Origin of the sequence: Mycobacterium sp. GA-0227b, from assembly GCF_001499855.1 — a bacterium.
In the GTDB taxonomy this organism is placed as follows: Bacteria; Actinomycetota; Actinomycetes; order Mycobacteriales; family Mycobacteriaceae; genus Mycobacterium.
The window spans coordinates 22,309-40,059 of record NZ_LQIK01000010.1; the positions used below are offsets into that span (position 1 = coordinate 22,309).

18 protein-coding genes are annotated in these 17,751 nt (G+C 67.6%); 16 read left to right on the forward strand and 2 right to left on the reverse strand.

What is annotated here, in order from left to right:
* The first annotated feature begins 5 nt into the window (after window positions 1-5).
* From AU185_RS09830 to AU185_RS09845, 4 genes are all read left to right on the forward strand, one after another.
* Entirely contained in the window at window positions 6-704 is a 699-nt protein-coding gene (locus AU185_RS09830; protein ID WP_059099248.1) for a phosphatidylserine decarboxylase, read from the forward strand.
* Window positions 701-1,561, forward strand: coding sequence for a CDP-diacylglycerol--serine O-phosphatidyltransferase (gene pssA, locus AU185_RS09835; RefSeq protein WP_172800337.1), 861 nt, complete (start codon window positions 701-703; stop codon window positions 1,559-1,561). Before AU185_RS09830 ends, pssA begins: the two co-directional genes overlap by 4 nt.
* Window positions 1,554-3,782: an AAA family ATPase gene (locus AU185_RS09840; protein WP_059099249.1), complete on the forward strand. Its 2,229-nt coding sequence runs from the start codon at window positions 1,554-1,556 to the stop codon at window positions 3,780-3,782. The genes pssA and AU185_RS09840 overlap by 8 nt, the downstream gene beginning before the upstream one ends.
* Window positions 3,783-3,934: 152 nt before the next feature.
* Complete coding sequence (locus AU185_RS09845) at window positions 3,935-4,402, forward strand: DUF1707 domain-containing protein (RefSeq protein WP_059099323.1); 468 nt, start codon at window positions 3,935-3,937, stop codon at window positions 4,400-4,402.
* Here AU185_RS09845 and AU185_RS09850 read toward each other — a convergent pair.
* Entirely contained in the window at window positions 4,369-5,025 is a 657-nt protein-coding gene (locus AU185_RS09850; RefSeq protein ID WP_059099324.1) for a response regulator, read from the reverse strand. The genes AU185_RS09845 and AU185_RS09850 overlap by 34 nt on opposite strands.
* On the reverse strand, window positions 5,025-5,996 hold the full coding sequence (locus AU185_RS09855; RefSeq protein ID WP_059099250.1) for a sensor histidine kinase: 972 nt from the start codon (window positions 5,994-5,996) through the stop codon (window positions 5,025-5,027). Before AU185_RS09855 ends, AU185_RS09850 begins: the two co-directional genes overlap by 1 nt.
* A gap of 211 nt (window positions 5,997-6,207) precedes the next feature.
* Here AU185_RS09855 and AU185_RS09860 point away from each other — a divergent pair, with 211 nt between their 5' ends.
* The 12 genes from AU185_RS09860 to AU185_RS25090 all read left to right on the forward strand — a co-directional run bounded on the left by AU185_RS09860 (window position 6,208) and on the right by AU185_RS25090 (window position 17,705).
* Entirely contained in the window at window positions 6,208-6,711 is a 504-nt protein-coding gene (locus AU185_RS09860) for a CBS domain-containing protein (RefSeq protein WP_231740303.1), read from the forward strand.
* Between the two features lie 12 nt (window positions 6,712-6,723).
* Entirely contained in the window at window positions 6,724-8,010 is a 1,287-nt protein-coding gene (locus AU185_RS09865; RefSeq protein ID WP_059099251.1) for an ArsB/NhaD family transporter, read from the forward strand.
* 148 nt (window positions 8,011-8,158) lie between these two features.
* The gene (locus AU185_RS09870; protein WP_059099326.1) at window positions 8,159-11,044 is read left to right on the forward strand and encodes a Na+/H+ antiporter subunit A; all 2,886 of its coding nucleotides are present in this window, start codon (window positions 8,159-8,161) and stop codon (window positions 11,042-11,044) included.
* Window positions 11,041-11,511, forward strand: a complete 471-nt coding sequence (locus AU185_RS09875; protein WP_059099252.1) for a Na(+)/H(+) antiporter subunit C — start codon at window positions 11,041-11,043, stop codon at window positions 11,509-11,511. The genes AU185_RS09870 and AU185_RS09875 overlap by 4 nt, the downstream gene beginning before the upstream one ends.
* A 13-nt stretch (window positions 11,512-11,524) precedes the next feature.
* Window positions 11,525-13,120: a Na+/H+ antiporter subunit D gene (locus AU185_RS09880; RefSeq protein WP_059099253.1), complete on the forward strand. Its 1,596-nt coding sequence runs from the start codon at window positions 11,525-11,527 to the stop codon at window positions 13,118-13,120.
* The gene (locus AU185_RS09885; protein ID WP_059099254.1) at window positions 13,117-13,662 is read left to right on the forward strand and encodes a Na+/H+ antiporter subunit E; all 546 of its coding nucleotides are present in this window, start codon (window positions 13,117-13,119) and stop codon (window positions 13,660-13,662) included. Before AU185_RS09880 ends, AU185_RS09885 begins: the two co-directional genes overlap by 4 nt.
* Entirely contained in the window at window positions 13,659-13,949 is a 291-nt protein-coding gene (locus AU185_RS09890; RefSeq protein ID WP_059099255.1) for a monovalent cation/H+ antiporter complex subunit F, read from the forward strand. The genes AU185_RS09885 and AU185_RS09890 overlap by 4 nt, the downstream gene beginning before the upstream one ends.
* Complete coding sequence (gene mnhG / locus AU185_RS09895) at window positions 13,946-14,308, forward strand: monovalent cation/H(+) antiporter subunit G (protein ID WP_059099256.1); 363 nt, start codon at window positions 13,946-13,948, stop codon at window positions 14,306-14,308. The genes AU185_RS09890 and mnhG overlap by 4 nt, the downstream gene beginning before the upstream one ends.
* Window positions 14,295-15,200, forward strand: a complete 906-nt coding sequence (locus AU185_RS09900) for an SAM-dependent methyltransferase (protein ID WP_059099257.1) — start codon at window positions 14,295-14,297, stop codon at window positions 15,198-15,200. The genes mnhG and AU185_RS09900 overlap by 14 nt, the downstream gene beginning before the upstream one ends.
* A gap of 76 nt (window positions 15,201-15,276) precedes the next feature.
* Window positions 15,277-15,561 (forward strand): type VII secretion target, encoded by a 285-nt coding sequence (locus AU185_RS09905; protein ID WP_059099258.1) that lies wholly within the window; start codon window positions 15,277-15,279, stop codon window positions 15,559-15,561.
* A gap of 90 nt (window positions 15,562-15,651) precedes the next feature.
* The gene (locus AU185_RS09910) at window positions 15,652-16,938 is read left to right on the forward strand and encodes a WXG100 family type VII secretion target (RefSeq protein WP_156425468.1); all 1,287 of its coding nucleotides are present in this window, start codon (window positions 15,652-15,654) and stop codon (window positions 16,936-16,938) included.
* Window positions 16,935-17,705, forward strand: coding sequence for a hypothetical protein (locus AU185_RS25090; protein ID WP_156425469.1), 771 nt, complete (start codon window positions 16,935-16,937; stop codon window positions 17,703-17,705). The genes AU185_RS09910 and AU185_RS25090 overlap by 4 nt, the downstream gene beginning before the upstream one ends.
* Window positions 17,706-17,751: the final 46 nt, after the last annotated feature.

A 17,751-nucleotide genomic window follows, 5' to 3' on the forward strand; every position in this document is an offset into this window, starting at 1 on the left:
GCACGATGGCCAGACGCCCCGACCTGAAATCCGGCCCCGCGCGGCTCTTGGCGCTGGCCCGTACCACCATCCCCCCGATGCACCCTGCCGGGCTGCCGTTCGTCGGCGCCAGCCTCGCGGCCGCGGCCCTGGGACGGCGAAACCGGTGGCTGCGCGGTGCCGCGCTGACGTCGGCCGCCGCGAACGCGGCGTTCTTCCGGCACCCCCCGCGGGTGCCCCCGACGCGTCCCGGTTTGGTCGTCGCACCGGCGGACGGCTTGATCTGCCTCATCGAGGAGGCAGCGCCCCCGGCCGAACTCGGTTTACCCGCAACGCCGTTGCCGCGGATCAGCATCTTCCTGTCGATCTTCGACGCGCACGTGCAGCGGGCCCCGGTCGGCGGTGAGGTCGTCGCCGTCGAGCACCGGCCCGGATTGTTCGGCTCGGCCGAACTCGAGGCGGCCAGCGAGGACAACGAACGCAACAGCGTTCTCATCCGCACGGCCGACGGCGTCGAGGTGATCGCCGTGCAGATCGCGGGCCTGGTGGCGCGGCGCATCGTGTGCGACGCCAAAGTGGGCGACAAGTTGGCGATCGGCCAGACCTACGGTTTGATCCGCTACGGCTCACGGCTGGACACGTACCTGCCTGCGGGCTCCAACATCCTGGTGACGACGGGACAGCGCGCGCTGGCGGGCGAGACGGTATTGGCCGAACTGCCGTGATCCGGCCCCGCATCAAACGCTCCGTCGTCAGCCTGCGGATTCTGCCCAGCGCGATGACGGTCGCCGCGATCTGCCTCGGACTGAGCGCGGTCAAGATGGCGCTGGACGACCGGCCGACCGAGGCGATGGCGTTTCTGGCGGTCGCCGCGATCCTCGACGCGCTCGACGGGCGCATCGCCCGCGCCCTCGGCGCGACATCGCGCATGGGCGAGGAGATCGACTCGCTGGCCGACGCCGTGAACTTCGGTGTCGCACCGGCTTTCATCGTTTACGGCACACTGCTGTCGCAGTCGCGGATCGGCTGGATCGTGGTGCTCGTGTATGCGGTGTGCATCGTGCTGCGACTGGCGCGCTTCAACGCGATGCTCGAGGTCGACAAACCGGCTTACGAGAAGAAGTACTTCGTCGGCATGCCCGCACCCGCGGGCGCGATCGGCGCGATCGGTCCGCTGGCCGCCAAGATGCAGTTCGGCGAGGGCTGGTGGACTTCGGAACCCGCGGTCGTCATCTGGATGGTGGGCGTCTCGCTGCTCGTGGTCAGCACGATCCCGATGCGCAAGATCCACACCTTCTCGGTGCCGCCCAACATGGTCGCGCCGCTGCTGGCGCTCGTGGCGATCGGTGTCGCGGCGGCGATTCTCTACGGCTACGTCGTGATCCTGATCATCATCGGCGCCTACGTGGTCCACATCCCGTTCGCGATCCGCACCCGCCGCTTCCTGGCCGCGCATCCGGAGGTATGGGACGACAAACCGCGCCAACAGCGGGCGGCCCGACGGGCGATCCGCCGCGCCCAGCCGCACCGCCGGTCGGTGATGCGACTTGGACTGCGCAAGCCCGGTTCTCGTCATGAGTGAACTGCAGTCCGACCGCCCGGCTCCCCGGCACCAGCTCTCCTTGACCGCGCGGCTGAACACCTCGGCGCTGGACTCGCGCCGAGGGGTGGTCCGTCTACACCCGGAAGCCATTGCCGCGCTTGGTGTTCGCGAATGGGACGCCGTATCGCTCACCGGTTCCCGCACCACGTCCGCCGTGGTGGGCGAGGCACCCGCCGGGGTGCCGGCGGGCACCGCGCTGCTCGACGACGTCACGCTGTCCAACGCCGGACTGCGCGAGGACACCACCGTGCTCGTCGCACCGGTCACCGTCTACGGCGCGCGGTCGGTGACTTTGTCGGGCTCTCGGCTCGCCAGCCAGTCCATCTCCCCCGCGACGCTGCGGCAGGCATTGCTCGGCAAGGTGATGACGGTCGGTGACACCGTGTCGCTGTTGCCGCGCGAACTGGGACCCGACATCCCGAGCTCGCGCGCGACCGCGGCGCTGGCGTCGTCGGTCGGCATCACCTGGACGTCCGAGCTGTTGACGGTGACGGGCACCGATCCGGCGGGACCCGTGAGCGTACAACCGAATTCGGCGGTCGGCTGGGGCGACGCCGCGGCGAGCGGGGCTGCCGCGCCGCCTGCGAACACCACCACCGGCCGGGCCGTGGTCACCGCGCCGGAGAAGACACCGCCGGCGCTCGGCATCGACGACCTCAAAGGCGCACAAGCGCAGGCGCAGCGGCTCACCGAATGGCTCAAGCTGGCGCTCGACCAGCCGGAGCTACTCGAAACACTGGGCGCGACAGCAAATCTCGGCGTACTGGTGTCCGGACCCGCCGGTGTCGGCAAGGCCGCGATGGTGCGTGCGGTCTGCGCCGACCGTCGGCTGGTGGAACTCGACGGCCCCGAGGTGGGCTCGCTGCGCGCCGAGGACCGGCTGACGAGCGTGGCGTCGGCGGTCGCGACCGTCCGCGATGGCGGTGGCGTGCTGCTGATCACCGACATCGACGCGCTGCTGCCGTCCACCGCCGAACCGGTGGCCACGCTGATCCTCACTGAACTTCGCAACGCGGTCGCCACCCCCGGGGTGGCATTCGTCGCGACCTCACAGCAACCCGACAACGTCGACCCGCGGCTACGCGCCCCCGACCTGTGCGACCGCGAGCTCGGATTGAGCCTGCCCGACGGCGCGATCCGCAAGCAGCTGCTGGAAGTGCTGCTGCGCGATGTTCCGGCCAAAGACCTCGACCTCGAGCAGATCGCCGGGCGCACACCGGGATTCGTCGTCGCCGATCTGTCCGCACTGGTGCGTGAGGCGGCGCTGCGGGCCGCCGCGCGAGCCAGCGCCGACGGCGAGCCACCGGCCCTGACCCAGGAGGACCTGCTGGGCGCTACGACCGTCATCCGCCCGCTGTCGCGGTCGGCCACCGAAGAGGTGTCGGTCGGCTCGGTGACGCTCGACGACGTCGGCGACATGGCGGCCACCAAACAGGCGCTGACGGAAGCGGTGCTGTGGCCGCTGCAGCATCCCGACACGTTTCAACGCCTCGGCGTCGCTCCGCCGCGCGGCGTGCTGCTCTACGGGCCACCCGGCTGCGGCAAGACGTTCGTGGTGCGGGCGCTGGCCAGCTCGGGCCGGCTGTCGGTGCACGCGGTCAAGGGCGCCGAGCTGATGGACAAGTGGGTCGGCTCGTCGGAGAAGGCGGTGCGCGAGCTGTTCCGGCGGGCCCGCGACTCGGCGCCGTCGCTGGTGTTCCTCGACGAGATCGACGCGCTGGCGCCGCGGCGCGGCCAGAGCTTCGACTCCGGGGTCACCGATCGCGTGGTGGCCGCACTGCTCACCGAACTCGACGGCATCGAACCGCTGCGCGATGTGGTGGTGCTCGGTGCGACGAACCGGCCCGACCTGATCGACCCCGCGCTGCTGCGCCCGGGCCGGCTGGAGAAGCTGGTGTTCGTCGAACCCCCCGACGCCGAAGCCCGTCGCGAGATCCTGCGCACCGCCGGCAAGTCGATACCGCTGGCTTCCGAGGGTGAGCAGGCCGTCGACCTCGATGCGCTGGCCGGCGAACTCGACGGCTACAGCGCCGCCGATTGCGTGGCACTGCTGCGCGAAGCCGCGCTGACCGCGATGCGACGCTCGATCGACGCCGCCGACGTCACCGCGGCGGACGTCGCCCAGGCCCGCAAGAACGTGCGGCCGTCGCTGGATGCGGCGCAAGTCGAGTCGCTGCGCGCCTTTTCCGCCGCCCGCTGAGTCACCGTCGCGAACAAACGCAAAAGGCCTCAGAAAGGCGGGTTTTGCGAGCAGTTTACGGCTGCTCGGCAAGCGGTATCTTGACAATGGCTAGTTCGCGCGGCATAGTCGACACCCAAGAACTTGTCATTGTCAAGATCGAGGAGGTCGCCATGCCCGCCACCGCACCCGCCGTCCGCGCCGGAGACCCCGATCGGGAGAAGACCGCGGACCTGCTCGGCCAGGCGCTCGCCCAGGGCTACCTCGAAATGCCGGAGTACGAAACGCGACTGCAGGCCGCGTTCGCCGCGACGACCCGCCCCCAACTGCGCGAACTCACCGCCGATTTGCCCGTCGAGCGGCTCAAGCGCAATGACCCGCGGCGGCACGAGGCCCGCAGGCGGTTGGCCCGGCGCGGCGTCCAGATCCATCTGGCCGGCTACCTGACGATGGTCGCGATCGTGCTGACCGTGTGGTTGGCGGTCGGACTGACCGCGGGCGCCTGGTACTTCTGGCCGATCTGGCCGATCCTCGGCGCAGGCATCGGCCTGCTCGGTCACGCGCTGCCCGTCCGGTACGCGCTACCGGCGACGCCCTGCCAGCGCCGTCACGGCTCGATCAATCCGGCGCGAATCGCGTAGCGGGTCAACGCCACTCGATCCTGCAAGCCGAGTTTGGCGAGCAGGTTCGTCCGATGCCGGTCGACGGTCTTGACGCTGATTCCCAACGTGTTCGCGATGTCTCGCGACGAGTACCCCTCGGCGATCAGCTTGAGCACCTCCTCTTCGCGCGGCGTGAGGATGGTCTCGGGCAGCCCGTCGCCCTGCCGCGCGCGGTGCAGATAGTCGCGGATCAACGCCGTCACCGCACCCGCGTACAGAAACGGCTCGCCACGCAGCGTGGCCCGACACGCTTCGAGCAGGTCGCGGTCGGCGACGGACTTCAGCACATAGCCCGACGCACCGGCCTTCAGCGCCTCGAAGAAGTACTGCTCGTTGTCGTACATCGACAGGATTAGGATCCGGACGTGCGGATGGACCCGGTTCATCTCCCTGGCCGCCTGCAGGCCCGTCATTCTGGGCATCGCGATGTCGAGGATCGCCAGATCGACCGGGGTGTTCTCGAGCACCGCGAGTGCCTCATGCCCGTCGGCCGCCTCGGCGACCACCCGCAGATCGGGCTCGGCGTCGAGGATCATCCGCAACCCGCTGCGCACCAGCGCATGATCGTCGGCGAGCAGGATGCGCGCCGGCTGGGCGAACATCACCAACACCGCCGCGACGGAATCGACAGCCGCACCTCGGTGCCGTCACCGGCCGGGGAGGCGATCGTGAGGTCGGCGTCCACCAGCAACGCGCGCTCGCGCATCCCGTTGATCCCGGCGCCCTCGCTGACCACACCGCCGACGCCATCGTCGGCGATGCGCATCGTCAACCGATCGTCGGTGGTGTGCAGATCGAGCCACGCCTTGGTGGCCCCGGCATGTCTGGCGATGTTGGTCAGGCTCTCCTGCGCGACGCGGTAGCACACCAGCTCGACGTCCGGCTTCAGCCGTTCCGATTGCAGGACAATGTGTTTGACGACGGGCAAGCCGGTTGCGTTGGTGAACTCGGTGCACAGCGCGTTGAGCGCACTGTGCAGCCCCAGGTCCTCCAACGCCTCGGGACGCAACCGCCGCGCGATGCTGCGAACCTCGTCGAGGCTCGCGCGGACCGCTTCCTGGGTGTCGGCGAGCTCACCGCGGATCTCGGCGGGTGCACGGTCCACGGCCCGCTTGAGGATGAGCAGCGCCACGGTCAACGTCTGCCCGATCTCGTCGTGCAACTCGCGCGCGATGCGCCGGCGCTCGTTCTCCTGCGCGGCCAGGGCCGACGCGCTGGCCGTGGTGCGTTCGGTCTCGAGGCGGTCCAGCATCGTGTTGAACGACGCGATGAGGTGGCGCAGGTCGCCGTTGCCACGGTCATCGACGCGGTCACTGCGGCGGGGCGGATCGACGCGCCGCATCGATGCGGCGAGCCGGTCGAGCGGCGCCAGGCTCGATCGCAGCAACAGCGCGTTCGCGGACAGGATCACGGCGAGCCCGACGACGAGCACCGGAATCTCGGTGAGCTTGATACGGGAGGACACCGAGGCGGGCGAAACCGCCAGGATCAGCGTGCCCAGCGTGAAGATCAGGCCGTTGATCAGGAAAACCCGCCGAAACAGCGCGGTCGCCGGCGTGCGCGCCCGTTTCATGACCTCAGCGTGGACCGTTGCCTCGGCGTTTGTCCATACACTGCGCCGCCCCGGCCGAATGGGTGTCAGCCCCGATGGCGGCCCCGGTTGAAGGCATCGAAACTGTCCTCACCATGCATATCTCGCCTGGATGGGAGGTCGAGATGCTGACAGGTCGACCCGTTCCGAACGGTTCGTGCAGGGTCGACGAACCGATCGGAGAGCGAGGACGATGACACTTACCGCCGACACCCCCGGGACCGGATGGAACGAGGTCATGCAAGCACACGAGATCGCCGTGACCCCTCCGACGGTCCGGATGGACGATCCGGTGTCCAAGGCCGTGCAACTGATGGTGGTCAACCGGCTGCCGGGGCTCGTCGTGGTCGACGACTCGGACCATCCCGTCGCGGTGCTGCCGGGCACCCAGGTGCTGAGGCTGACCATTCCGGAGTCCTATCGCGAGGACCCGGCACTGGTGCGCACCGTCGACGAGATTCACGCCGACCTGTTCTGGCACGGGCCCGGCCGGCTCACCGTCGGGGACTGCCTACCCACTCCGGTGGCCAAACCGGTCACGGTCGCGCCGGACGCCACGCTGCTGGAGATCGCCACCGTGATGGCCACCAAGCGGAGCCCGCTGATCGCCGTCGTCGACCCGGGCGGCAAGCTCGTCGGCGCGGTGACGTTGGAAAGGCTTTTGACGAGCCTTGCCGTGGCCGGCCCCAACGACTGAGCCACCGGTTCCGTGCTGGCTCCGCTTCTGGCGCTGGCGATTTTCGTTGTCGCCTTTTGGTTTCTGGCGACTGAGCGCGCTAACAAGGTCACGACGGTTCTGGTCGCCGCGGGGCTGATGACCCTGTTGGGTCTGGCGCCCGGGGAGAAGGTGTTCTACTCCGAGCACGAGGGCATCGACTGGAACGTCATCTTCCTCCTGCTCGGCATGATGGTGATCGTCGGCGTCGTCAAACAGACCGGCGTCTTCGACTTCCTGGCGATCTGGGCCGCAAAACGCGCCAAGGGCAGGCCTTTTCGCCTCATGGTCATGCTGATGCTGATCACCGCGGTGGCCTCGCCGGTGCTGGACAACGTCACGATCATCATGCTCGTCGCGCCGGTGACGCTGGTCATCTGCGATCGGCTGGAGATCGCAGCCCAGCCGTTCCTCATCGCGGAGGTGCTCGCGTCGAACATCGGCGGCGCGGCCACCCTCATCGGCGATCCACCCAACATCATCATCGGCAGCCGCGCCGGCCTGACCTTCAACGACTTCCTGGTCAACATGGCGCCCGTGGTGGTGGTGATCTTCGCGCTGTTCGTGGTGTTCACCAAGTGGCTGTTCCGTCACGACCTGCGCGCCCATGAGATGCGCGTCGACAAGGTGATGGTGCTGCAGGAGCGGCGGGCGATCAGAGACACCCGCCTGCTGGTGCGGTCGATGTCCGTGCTCGCACTGGTCATCGTCGGGTTCGGCCTTCACTCGGTGCTGCACGTCGCGCCCTCGATCGTCGCGCTTCTCGGTGCGGGAACGATGCTGCTGGTCACCAACGTCGACGTCGCCGAGGTCCTCCCCGAGGTGGAGTGGCCGACGCTGGTGTTCTTCATGGGTCTGTTCGTCATGGTCGCCGGACTGGTGCACACCGGGGTGATCGGCTGGCTCGGCGATGCGGCGGTCAACCTCTTCGGCGACAACTTCTTCATGGCGGCGACGGGACTGCTGTTCGGGTCCGCGGTGCTCGGCGCGTTCATCGACAACATTCCGTATACGGCGACGATGGCCCCGGTGGTCGAGGACATGGCGGCCCAGGCTCCGGATGCGGAGACCGGCCGGGCGCTGTGGTGGGCGTTCGCGCTGGGCGCCTGCTTCTCCGGCAACGGCACCGCGATCGCCGCGAGCGCGAACGTGGTCGCGATCGGCATCGCCCAGCGCGCCGGTCACCGCATCAGCTTCTGGCGCTTCACCCGCTACGGCATCGTGGTGACGCTGCTCAGCACCTTGCTGGCGTGGGTGTACGTCTGGCTGCGGTACTTCTGATGGATCTGTCGCTCGCGACGCCGGGAGGTACCCCTGATCGGCCCACGTAGAATATCCATCAACCGAAGGCCATTACTCGGCTGACACCCCGACCATCAGTTCTCCGGTTGGCGGCCGCGTGCCGTCCAACCCAACCGATCGGAGTGCCCTGCTCGCCGTTCTGCTCGCCCACGCGGTCGCCACCGCGCTGGCGCCGCTGCTTGTCTACAGGTGGGGGCGGACGGCGTTCTACCCGCTGGCGCTGGTGCCGCTCGTCTCGCTGATCTGGGTGGCGCTGAACTGGCCGGCGGCTGGTCGGTCGAGAACCGTCGACGTGCCGTGGGTGCCCGAGCTGTCGATGGACATCACGCTGCGCTTCGACGCGCTCGCGGCGATCATGAGCGTGCTGGTGCTCGGGATCGGTGCGTTGGTGCTGTTCTACTGCGCCGACTACTTCCAGCACCACGACGGCCGCGTCGAGAACCGGTTGCCCAGTTTCGCCGCCGAACTGGTCGCGTTCTCCGGCGCGATGTTCGGCCTGGTGATCAGCGACAACATGTTGATGCTCTACGTGTTCTGGGAGATCACCACGGTGCTGTCGTTCCTGCTGGTCGGCCATTACGCCGAGCGCGTCACCAGCAGGCGGGCGGCGACCCAGGCGCTGCTCGTGACGACGTTCGGCGGGCTGGCGATGCTGGTCGGCATCATCGTGCTCGGCAACATCGCCGGCACCTACCTGCTGTCTGAACTGCTCGCATCGCCCCCCGCGGGAGCGGCGGTGTCGGTCGCCGTCGTGCTCATCCTCGTCGGTGCGCTGTCGAAGTCGGCGATCGTGCCGCTGCACTTCTGGCTGCCGGGCGCGATGGCCGCCCCGACACCGGTCAGCGCCTATCTGCACGCGGCGGCCATGGTCAAGGCCGGTGTCTACCTCGTCGCACGCATGACACCCGGGTTCGCCGACGTGGCCCCGTGGCGACCGATGGTCATCTCGCTGGGGCTGCTGACCATGCTGTTGGCGGGTTGGCGCGCGGTCCGCGAGTACGACCTCAAGCTGATTCTGGCGTTCGGCACGGTCAGCCAGTTGGGGCTGATCACCGTGATGGTCGGCACGGGCGGCAGCGACATGATGCTCGGCGGGCTGGCCATGCTGGTTGCGCACGCCATGTTCAAGGCGGCGCTGTTCATGGTCGTCGGCATCATCGACCACGCCACCGGCACGCGTGACATCCGCAGGCTGGCCTGGCTCGGCGACCGCGCGCGCCCGCTGCTGATCATCGCGATCGGCGCGACCGCGAGCATGGCCGCGTTGCCGCCGTTCTTCGGTTTCGTCGCCAAGGAGGCCGACTTCGAGACCGTGCTGTACAGCCCGTATCTCGGTACCGCTTCGCCTTTCGTGCTGGCCGGCATCGTGCTCGGCTCGGTGTTCACCACCATCTACAGCTTGCGCTTCCTGTTCGGTGCGTTCGGCCGCAAAGGACAGCGACAACCGAGCAGGCGCGTCGCCGAGATGCACCGCACGAAGCTCGCGTTCATGGCCGCGCCGGCCATCCTCTCGGCGGCGGGACTGGCGTTCGGGATCTGGCCCGTCGGCATCGGCGACGTGCTGGAGGACTACGCCGACACGGTGCCCGGCGGCGAGGACTACCACCTCGCGCTGTGGCACGGGGTGAACCTGCCGCTGCTGTTGTCGGTGCTCGTGGTCGCGACGGGCATCGCCGCCTTCGTCGGGCGCGAGCGGTTGCGCAAGATCCGCACCGTGCGCGAACCGCTGGGCAACGCCGATCACATCTACGACGGCGTCGTGCGCAAGCTGGACCTGTGGTCGGTGGAGCTCACCGCGGTGACCCAGCGCGGTTCGATCCCCGCGACCCAGACGGCGATCCTGTCGACGCTCGTGTTGGTGCCGACGATGGTGCTGGCGCTCGGCGCCCGTGACCGCCCGAACTTCGCGCTGTGGGGTTCGCCGCTGCAGGTGGTGATCGGCCTGATCATCCTGGCCGCCGCACTGGGTGCGCTGGTGATGCGAAACCGGTTGGCGGCGGTGCTGCTGGTCGGCGTGACCGGCTACGGCTGCGGCGCGATCTTCGCGTTGCACGGCGCACCCGACCTCGCCCTGACCCAGTTCCTCGTCGAGACGCTGACGCTCGTGGTGTTCGTGCTGGTGCTTCGGACGTTGCCCGCCGAGGCGGACCGCGTCCACATCAAACGGAATCGCTGGCCGCGGGCCATGCTGGCGCTCGCGGTCGGTGCGACCGTGACCACGCTGACCGTGTACGCGATGGCCGCGCGCACCGGCGTCCCGATCGCGTCGTTGATCCCCGATGCGGCGTACTACCGCGGCCACGGCGCCAATGCCGTCAACGTGCTGCTGGTCGACATTCGCGCCTGGGACACCATGGGCGAGATCATGGTGCTCCTGGTCGCGGCGACCGGGGTGGCCTCAATGGTGTTCCGGCACAGGAGGTTCGGGGCACCACCGCGGGTGGCCGATGCCGGCCAGCCGGACATCGGGCGGCTTCCTGCGATCCTGAACACCAGCCCGGCGGCCGGGGAGATCACCTGGCTGCGGGGCAGCGAACTGCGCGACCCGCGGCACCGGTCGCTGATCCTGGAGGTCGCCACCCGGCTCGTCTTCCCGCTGATCATGGTGTTGTCGGCGTACTTCTTCTTCGCCGGGCACAACACCCCCGGCGGCGGATTCGCCGGCGGGTTGACCGCGGGCCTGGCGCTGGTGCTGCGCTATCTCGCGGGCGGACGTTACGAGCTCGGCGAGACGCTGCCGTTGGATGCGGGCAAGATCCTCGGCGTGGGCCTGTGCCTCTCGGCGGGCACCGCGTTCGCATCGCTGCTCGTGGGCGCGCCCGCGTTGTCGTCGGCGCTCATCGAGATCGAGGTACCGGTGCTCGGCACCGTCAAGTTCGTCACCGCGTTGTTCTTCGACCTCGGGGTGTACCTGATCGTCGTGGGCCTGGTGCTCGACGTGTTGCGCAGCCTCGGCGCCCGGATCGACGTGGAGTTGAGCCAGGAACAGAAGACGGCGGTGGCGGCCCGATGACCACCGCTTTCGTGCCACTCGTCCTGCTCGGCGGGCTCACCAGCGCCGGTGTCTACCTGCTGCTCGAGCGCAACCTGACCCGAATGTTGTTGGGACTGCTGCTGATCGGCAATGCGATCAATCTGTTGATCCTGGTGGTCGGCGGCCCGTCCGGTAATCCACCGGTGCGGGGCCGCACCAGTGAGGGCCACACCACCACCGCAGATCCGTTGGCGCAGGCGATGATCCTGACGGCCATCGTGATCACGATGGGCATCGCGGCGTTCGTACTGGCGATGGCGTACCGCAGCTACCGGTTGACCACCGAGGAGGAAGTGGGCGTCGACCCGGAGGATGCCAAGGTCTCCGAGCTGGCCGCGCTGGACACCGCCGCCGTCGAGGAGGACCGTCCCCGCCCCGATCGTTCGCGCGACACCGATGCGCCCGACGAATTGGACGCGCTGCCCGGATTCGAGGGCTCCAAATGACGGGCGGGCGCGCATGACGTTGGCGGGTACGTTGACACCGCTGCCGGTGCTGATCCCGACGCTCGGCGCGGCGGCCACGCTGATCGCCGGTCGACGGCCCCGACTGCAGCGACTCGTCACGCTTGTCGCGCTGTCGGTCGTCGTCGCGGTGTGCGGCGCGCTGCTCTACCTCGCCGACCGGGACGGCACCCTCGTGCTCTACGTCGGCGGCTGGGGCCAGTCGGTGCCCGGGATGGGACCGCTGGGCATCACGCTGGTGGTGGACCGTCTGTCGGCGATGATGCTCGTGGTGTCGTCGATCGTGTTGTTGGCCGTGGTGTTCTACGCGATCGGCCAGGGCATCCGCGACGGCGACGAACGCCAGCCCGTGTCGATCTTCATGCCGACCTATCTGGTGCTGTCGGCCGGCGTCTACATGGCGTTCCTGGCCGGCGACCTGTTCAACCTCTTCGTCGGATTCGAGGTGCTACTGGCGGCGAGCTTCGTGCTGCTGACCATCGGGGCGAGCAAAGACCGTGTCCGCGCCGGCATCTCGTACGTGATGGTGTCGATGGTCTCGTCGCTGATATTCCTGTTCGGTATCGCACTCGTCTACGCGGCCACCGGGACGCTGAACCTGGCGGAGCTCGCGGTGCGCCTCGACGACGTGTCGACCGGCACCCGCTCGGCGATGTTCGCCGTGCTGCTGGTGGCCTTCGGCATCAAGGCCGCCGTGTTCCCGCTGTCGGCGTGGCTGCCCGACTCCTACCCGACGGCGCCCGCACCCGTGACCGCCGTGTTCGCCGGGCTGCTGACCAAAGTCGGTGTGTACGCGATCATCCGGGCGCACTCGCTGCTGTTCCCCAGCGGCGGCCTCGACCCAGTGCTCTTGGTGGCCGCCCTGCTGACCATGATCATCGGCATCCTCGGCGCGATCGCGCAGAGCGACATCAAGCGACTTCTGTCGTTCACGCTGGTGAGCCACATCGGTTACATGGTGTTCGGCATCGCGCTGTCCAACCAGCTCGGCATGTCGGGCGCGATCTACTATGTGGCACACCACATTCTGGTGCAGACGACGCTGTTCCTGGTGGTCGGGCTGATCGAACGCCAGGCCGGTGCGTCGACGATGGACCGCCTCGGCGGCTTGGCGGCCGCCAGCCCGCTGCTGGCGTTCGTGTTCGTCGTGCCCGCGCTCAATCTCGGTGGCATACCGCCGTTCTCCGGCTTCATCGGCAAGATCGCGCTGCTGGAGGCGGGCGCGCAGGACGGCTCGGTGCTGGCTTGGACGCTGGTCGGCGGCGGCGTGGTGACCAGTTTGTTGACGCTCTACGTGGTGGCGCGGGTGTGGACCAAGGCGTTCTGGCGATCTCGCGAGGATGCGCCCGAGGGTCATCTGTCTGCAGCGTCACCCTCGGCGTTGCTCGATGAACCCGAGGACATCGAGTTCGTCGACCGCGACCACGTCGGTCGCATGCCGGCCGGGATGGTCGCGCCCACCGGCGCGCTGATCGCCGTCGGGCTGGCGCTGACCGTGCTCGCCGGGCCCATCTTCGGCTACAGCGAGCGGGCCGCCGGCGAGGTGTTGGACCGCGGCCAGTACATCACCGCCGTGGTGGGTCCGCGATGAGCGCGCCCGTGCGAAGTATCGCGTTGCGCCTCTGGGTGATCTGCTGGCTGGTGCTCGTCTGGGTCCTCCTGTGGGGCAACCTCTCTGCGGCCAACCTGCTTTCGGGCCTCGCTGTCGCGTTGTTGATCACGCTGCTGTTGCCGCTGCCGGCCGTGCCCGTCGAAGGCAAAGTGCACCTGCTGTCCCTGATCCGGCTGCTGCTGACCGTCGCCTACCGGTTGGTGCTGTCCTCGATGCAGGTCGCGTTGCTCGCGGTGAAGCCCCGTCCCCCGCTGTCGGCTGTGCTACGCGCGCAGCTTTCGGTGAAATCGGATCTGGTGCTGGCGCTGGCGGTCAACATCTTCAACCTGATTCCCGGCTCGATCGTGCTCGAGATCGACCAAACTCGGCGGCTGCTCTACATGCACGTCATCGACGTCGGCTCGGACCGCGCGCTGAGCGCGTTCTACCACCAGGTGGCCGTGGTGGAGCGGCTGCTGGTCGCGACGTTCGAACGTCAGGAAGACTGGCGGCCCGCGGCTGCCGAGGAGGACGACGCATGAACACCGTCTGGGTCATCGCCGCCGTGATGATCACCGCTGCGGCGGCGATCACGATGTTCCGTCTTCTGGCCGGGCCGAGCACACTGGACCGTCTGGTGGCGGTCGACACCCTCATCGCGGTGGCGATGTGCGGGATCGGTATCTGGGCCGCCTACAGCCTGGACAGCACCGTGACGTACGGCTTGACCGCGTTGGCGTTGATCAGCTTCGTCGGCACGGTGAGCGTCGCGCGTTTCCGTGTGCCCGACGTCGAGACTCCACCGGCAGCTCGGAGGAGGCGGCGATGAACGTCCTCGACATCGTCACGAGCGTGCTTGTGCTGGGCGGCTCGACACTCGCGCTGACCGCGGCGATCGGCGTGGTGCGCTTCCCCGACACGTTGACCCGGATGCACGCGGCTTCCAAACCGCAGGTGCTCGGCCTCCTGTTGGTGCTCGCCGGCGCCGCGATCCGGCTGCGCGGCCAGGCCGACGTCGGCATGCTCGTGCTGACCGGATTGTTCACGGTGATCACCGCGCCGGTGGTGGCGAACCGGGTTGGTCAGCTCGCGTACCGGGAACAGAACGTCCGAGACGATCTTTTGACCACGGACGAGATCGACGAGTTCGCCGATCACATGGAAAGCGGTGGCAATGGCCAGGACTGAGGACGACAGCTGGGACATCACCGAAAGTGTCGGCGCGACTGCGCTGGGTGTGGCTTGGTCCCGCGCGCTCGAGCAGGACAGCGATTGCCCGCTGTTCACCGACCCCTACGCGAAGATGTTCGTCGACGCTGCGGTGGAGCGAGGTTGGCAACTGCCGCCGACTTACATGGTCGAGCGGATCAAGGCCATCGGAGGGTATGCGGCCTCGCGCACCAAGTGGTTCGACGAGTTCTTCGTCGCCGCGGGCGCCAACGGGATCGACCAGGCGGTGATCCTCGCCGCCGGACTCGACGCGCGGGCCTGGCGGCTGCCGTGGATCGACGACACCGTGGTCTACGAGATCGACCAGCCGATGGTGTTGGCGTTCAAGGCCGAGACGCTGCGCAAGCACGAGGCGACACCCGCCGCCACGTATGCCCCGGTGCCGATCGACCTTCGTGACGATTGGCCGAGAGCGTTGCGCGACGCGGGGTTTGACGCCAGCGAGCCGACCGCGTGGGCTGCCGAAGGACTGCTGCCATACCTACCTGCCAGCGGTCAGGATCTGCTGTTCGAACGCATTCACGAACTCAGTGCGCTCGGCAGCCGGATCGGCGTCGAGTCGTTCGGCGCGGGCTTCTTCGACCCGGAGTATCTCGCGAGTCGACGCGAGAAGCTGCAGCAGTACCGGCAGGAGGCCGGCGTAGAGGACGACGAGAACGTGTTCGACGTCGAGCATCTGTGGTTCGTCGAAGAGCGCACCGAGGTGACCGACTGGCTGACCGACCACGGTTGGGAAGTGACCGCTATCGCTGCCGCGGATTTGATGGACCGCTACGGCCGATGCGCGGCCGGCGAAGCCGACGAGTCCACGCCCCGAACGGTTTTCATCGAGGGCCACAAGATCTGCTGATGCTCGCGTGCTGAGCCGATGGTGTCGGCCAATTGACGTCAGGTCAGGGGGGCCGGTGTCGGGTAACTTCTAGGCCATGGAGGTTGATCCTGAGATCCTGAAGGCGTTCGCCGGTCAAGTCGATACGGCGTCATCGCTGATCCGTGAAGCTGACGTCGGCAACAAGGTGTCCGATGCCGCTGACGGCTTACCCGGTTCCACTACTCAGTGGGCTGCACGACTGGTCGGTGGGCATGTGACAGAGCGGGCCGACGCGATAGCCGCGAATGTCAGCAGGATCGGCGCGGCGGTCCGCGGTGCGGGCAACACCTACGAGGTGACCGACTCCGACCTTGCGGGAAATTTCAAGGGGATCTTCTAACCGGTGCTCCCATCTCGTTCGCGCCTCGAGGGCTGGAACCCTGACTCGCTAACTTTCACGGGCTCGACGGTCATGACGAGCGGTGAATCCGTGGAACAGGCTGTCGACCGCATCAGCAACAACCTCAAGATCATGCCCGAGACCAAGGCGTGGTCCGGTGAGGCGCACGACGCGGCCTCGGGCATGTTCGACCGCGCGCACCAGACAGCCGCAGAGTTCAGCGACTACACCACCGCGATCGCTGGTGCCCTCAGAGAAGGCGCCACCACTATCGGTGCTGCCCGAAAAGCGCTGCTGGACAAAGCTGACGATATCGACCGCGGCCCACTTAGCGTGTCGGAGGGATGGGTGGTGTTGATCGATCCGGGCTCTCAAACTGCCGACCAGATCGCCCAGCTGATGAATCAAGTCGCGACCGAACAGGCCGCCGTCAACGAGTTGTTGGTGGCCGTCGGCGACGCCGACACGACCACAGCCGACAAGGTGGTGGCCGTGGCAAAGCCGTTCGGTTTCGCGCCTCCTGACACCGGCGGACTGCCTGGCATGATGGCTCCCGGCGCGCAGCGACCGGCAGACGACGTCCCGGATCCTCGCGACCCGCTTGGGCTCATGCAACAAGCGACCGTGCGCGGTGAGGAGATGGCCATGACTGTCCGCGAGACAACATCGCGGTACAACGACGAAGGCCATTTCGAAAAGACTTTGCTCATGCAGGACGGAAGCAGGCATGTCATCACCGAGTACAAGCCCGATTACAAGAACGGCGTCCCCGACATGACAACCGATGACCACTACGACGCCGACGGCAATCTGATCTCGTGGACTAGCTCGACACGCACGCCGCGGGGTTACAAGAAGACCATCATGAACTGGGCGGACGGGACACAGTACGTCATCGACGAAACGCCGGAAGGCGTGCGCAATGGAGCTTTCACCTTGCCTGACGGCCGACCTGGCGTTCTCCCGCCCGATAGCCCCCTGCTCGTGCAGACCGTCCCCGACCGCATTGGAGATGTCCTGACTGGCTTGGAAACGCACATCGATCGCGGCGGCAAGATCCCGATGCTCTCGATGGACGCAGTGGAGAAGGTCGGGGCCGGCGCCAAGTACGGCGGACCAGCCCTGGGTGTGATGTCAGCGATGTACGACTTCCTCGCGGCGCCGACTCCCGCCGACAAATGTGTTTCGGTCTTCGCAGGCACCTTCGCGCTCGCCGGCAATGCCGGTGGTGCGGCGGGCGGGGCAATTGCCGGCGGCGCAATACCCGTCATCGGTCCTGTGGCCGCTCCGGCACTTGCCGTCGGCGGGTCAGTGGCTGCCGGCGCGTGGATGAAGTCCGTCGGCACCAAGGTTGGCGAGGTGTTGTGCGGAGCATGAAGGCACTGCCCCCACCGCCAAACTGGGACAAAGGTCTGTCCGTCTTGGGGAAGCTCGGGCTTCTGATCGTCGGGGGCGGCGTTGTTTACGGCTTGGCTCAAACGGTGGTCGCGCTGCAGCGTGGCTCCGCCCTCGCTGCGCTGACTGCTGGCGGAATGACTGTGTTTTTCGCTGGATTCGCCGCCACGCTCGCGACGACCTTTTTCAGCTCACCCGCACGGTTTGCTTCCTCTGATGGTCGCGGAACGACGGTGCGTATCAATCCCTTGATCGTCTGGTGCTACGGGGTCGCCTCTGTCGGCGGTGCGGTCGGATCGGCTTGCTACGTCGCGTTTGTTTCACGAGGAGTTGCAGAGCTACCTTTCACCACGCCAGGGCCGGATACCGTCACCCGATACTTGATGATCAGCCTGCTGGTGCTCTCACTGACTGGACTGGCGGCGATACTCAGGCGCCCCGGGGCGGCCTACTTACGCATCGGACCCGACGGAGTCGAAAACGCTGACATCTTGCGAACCCGCAATGCGCGATGGGCTGACATCGTAGATATCACCGATATGGCCGACAAGCGGACCCGAAACCCAATTGTTCTCGTGCTCAACGACGCCCAGTCAATCGTCGTACCAAACGCCGACCGCTACGAGCCCGACTTCGGGCCGCTGTACTGGATGGTCCGCCACTACTGGAAGCATCCGGAAGACCGCGACGAACTCACGGACGGACGCGCGCTCGAGCGGCTGCGCAACGCGCAGTTCGTCCCCGAGTAGCCGCCGAATCTGAACATACGCGCGATAATCTGCCGAAATCGCATGT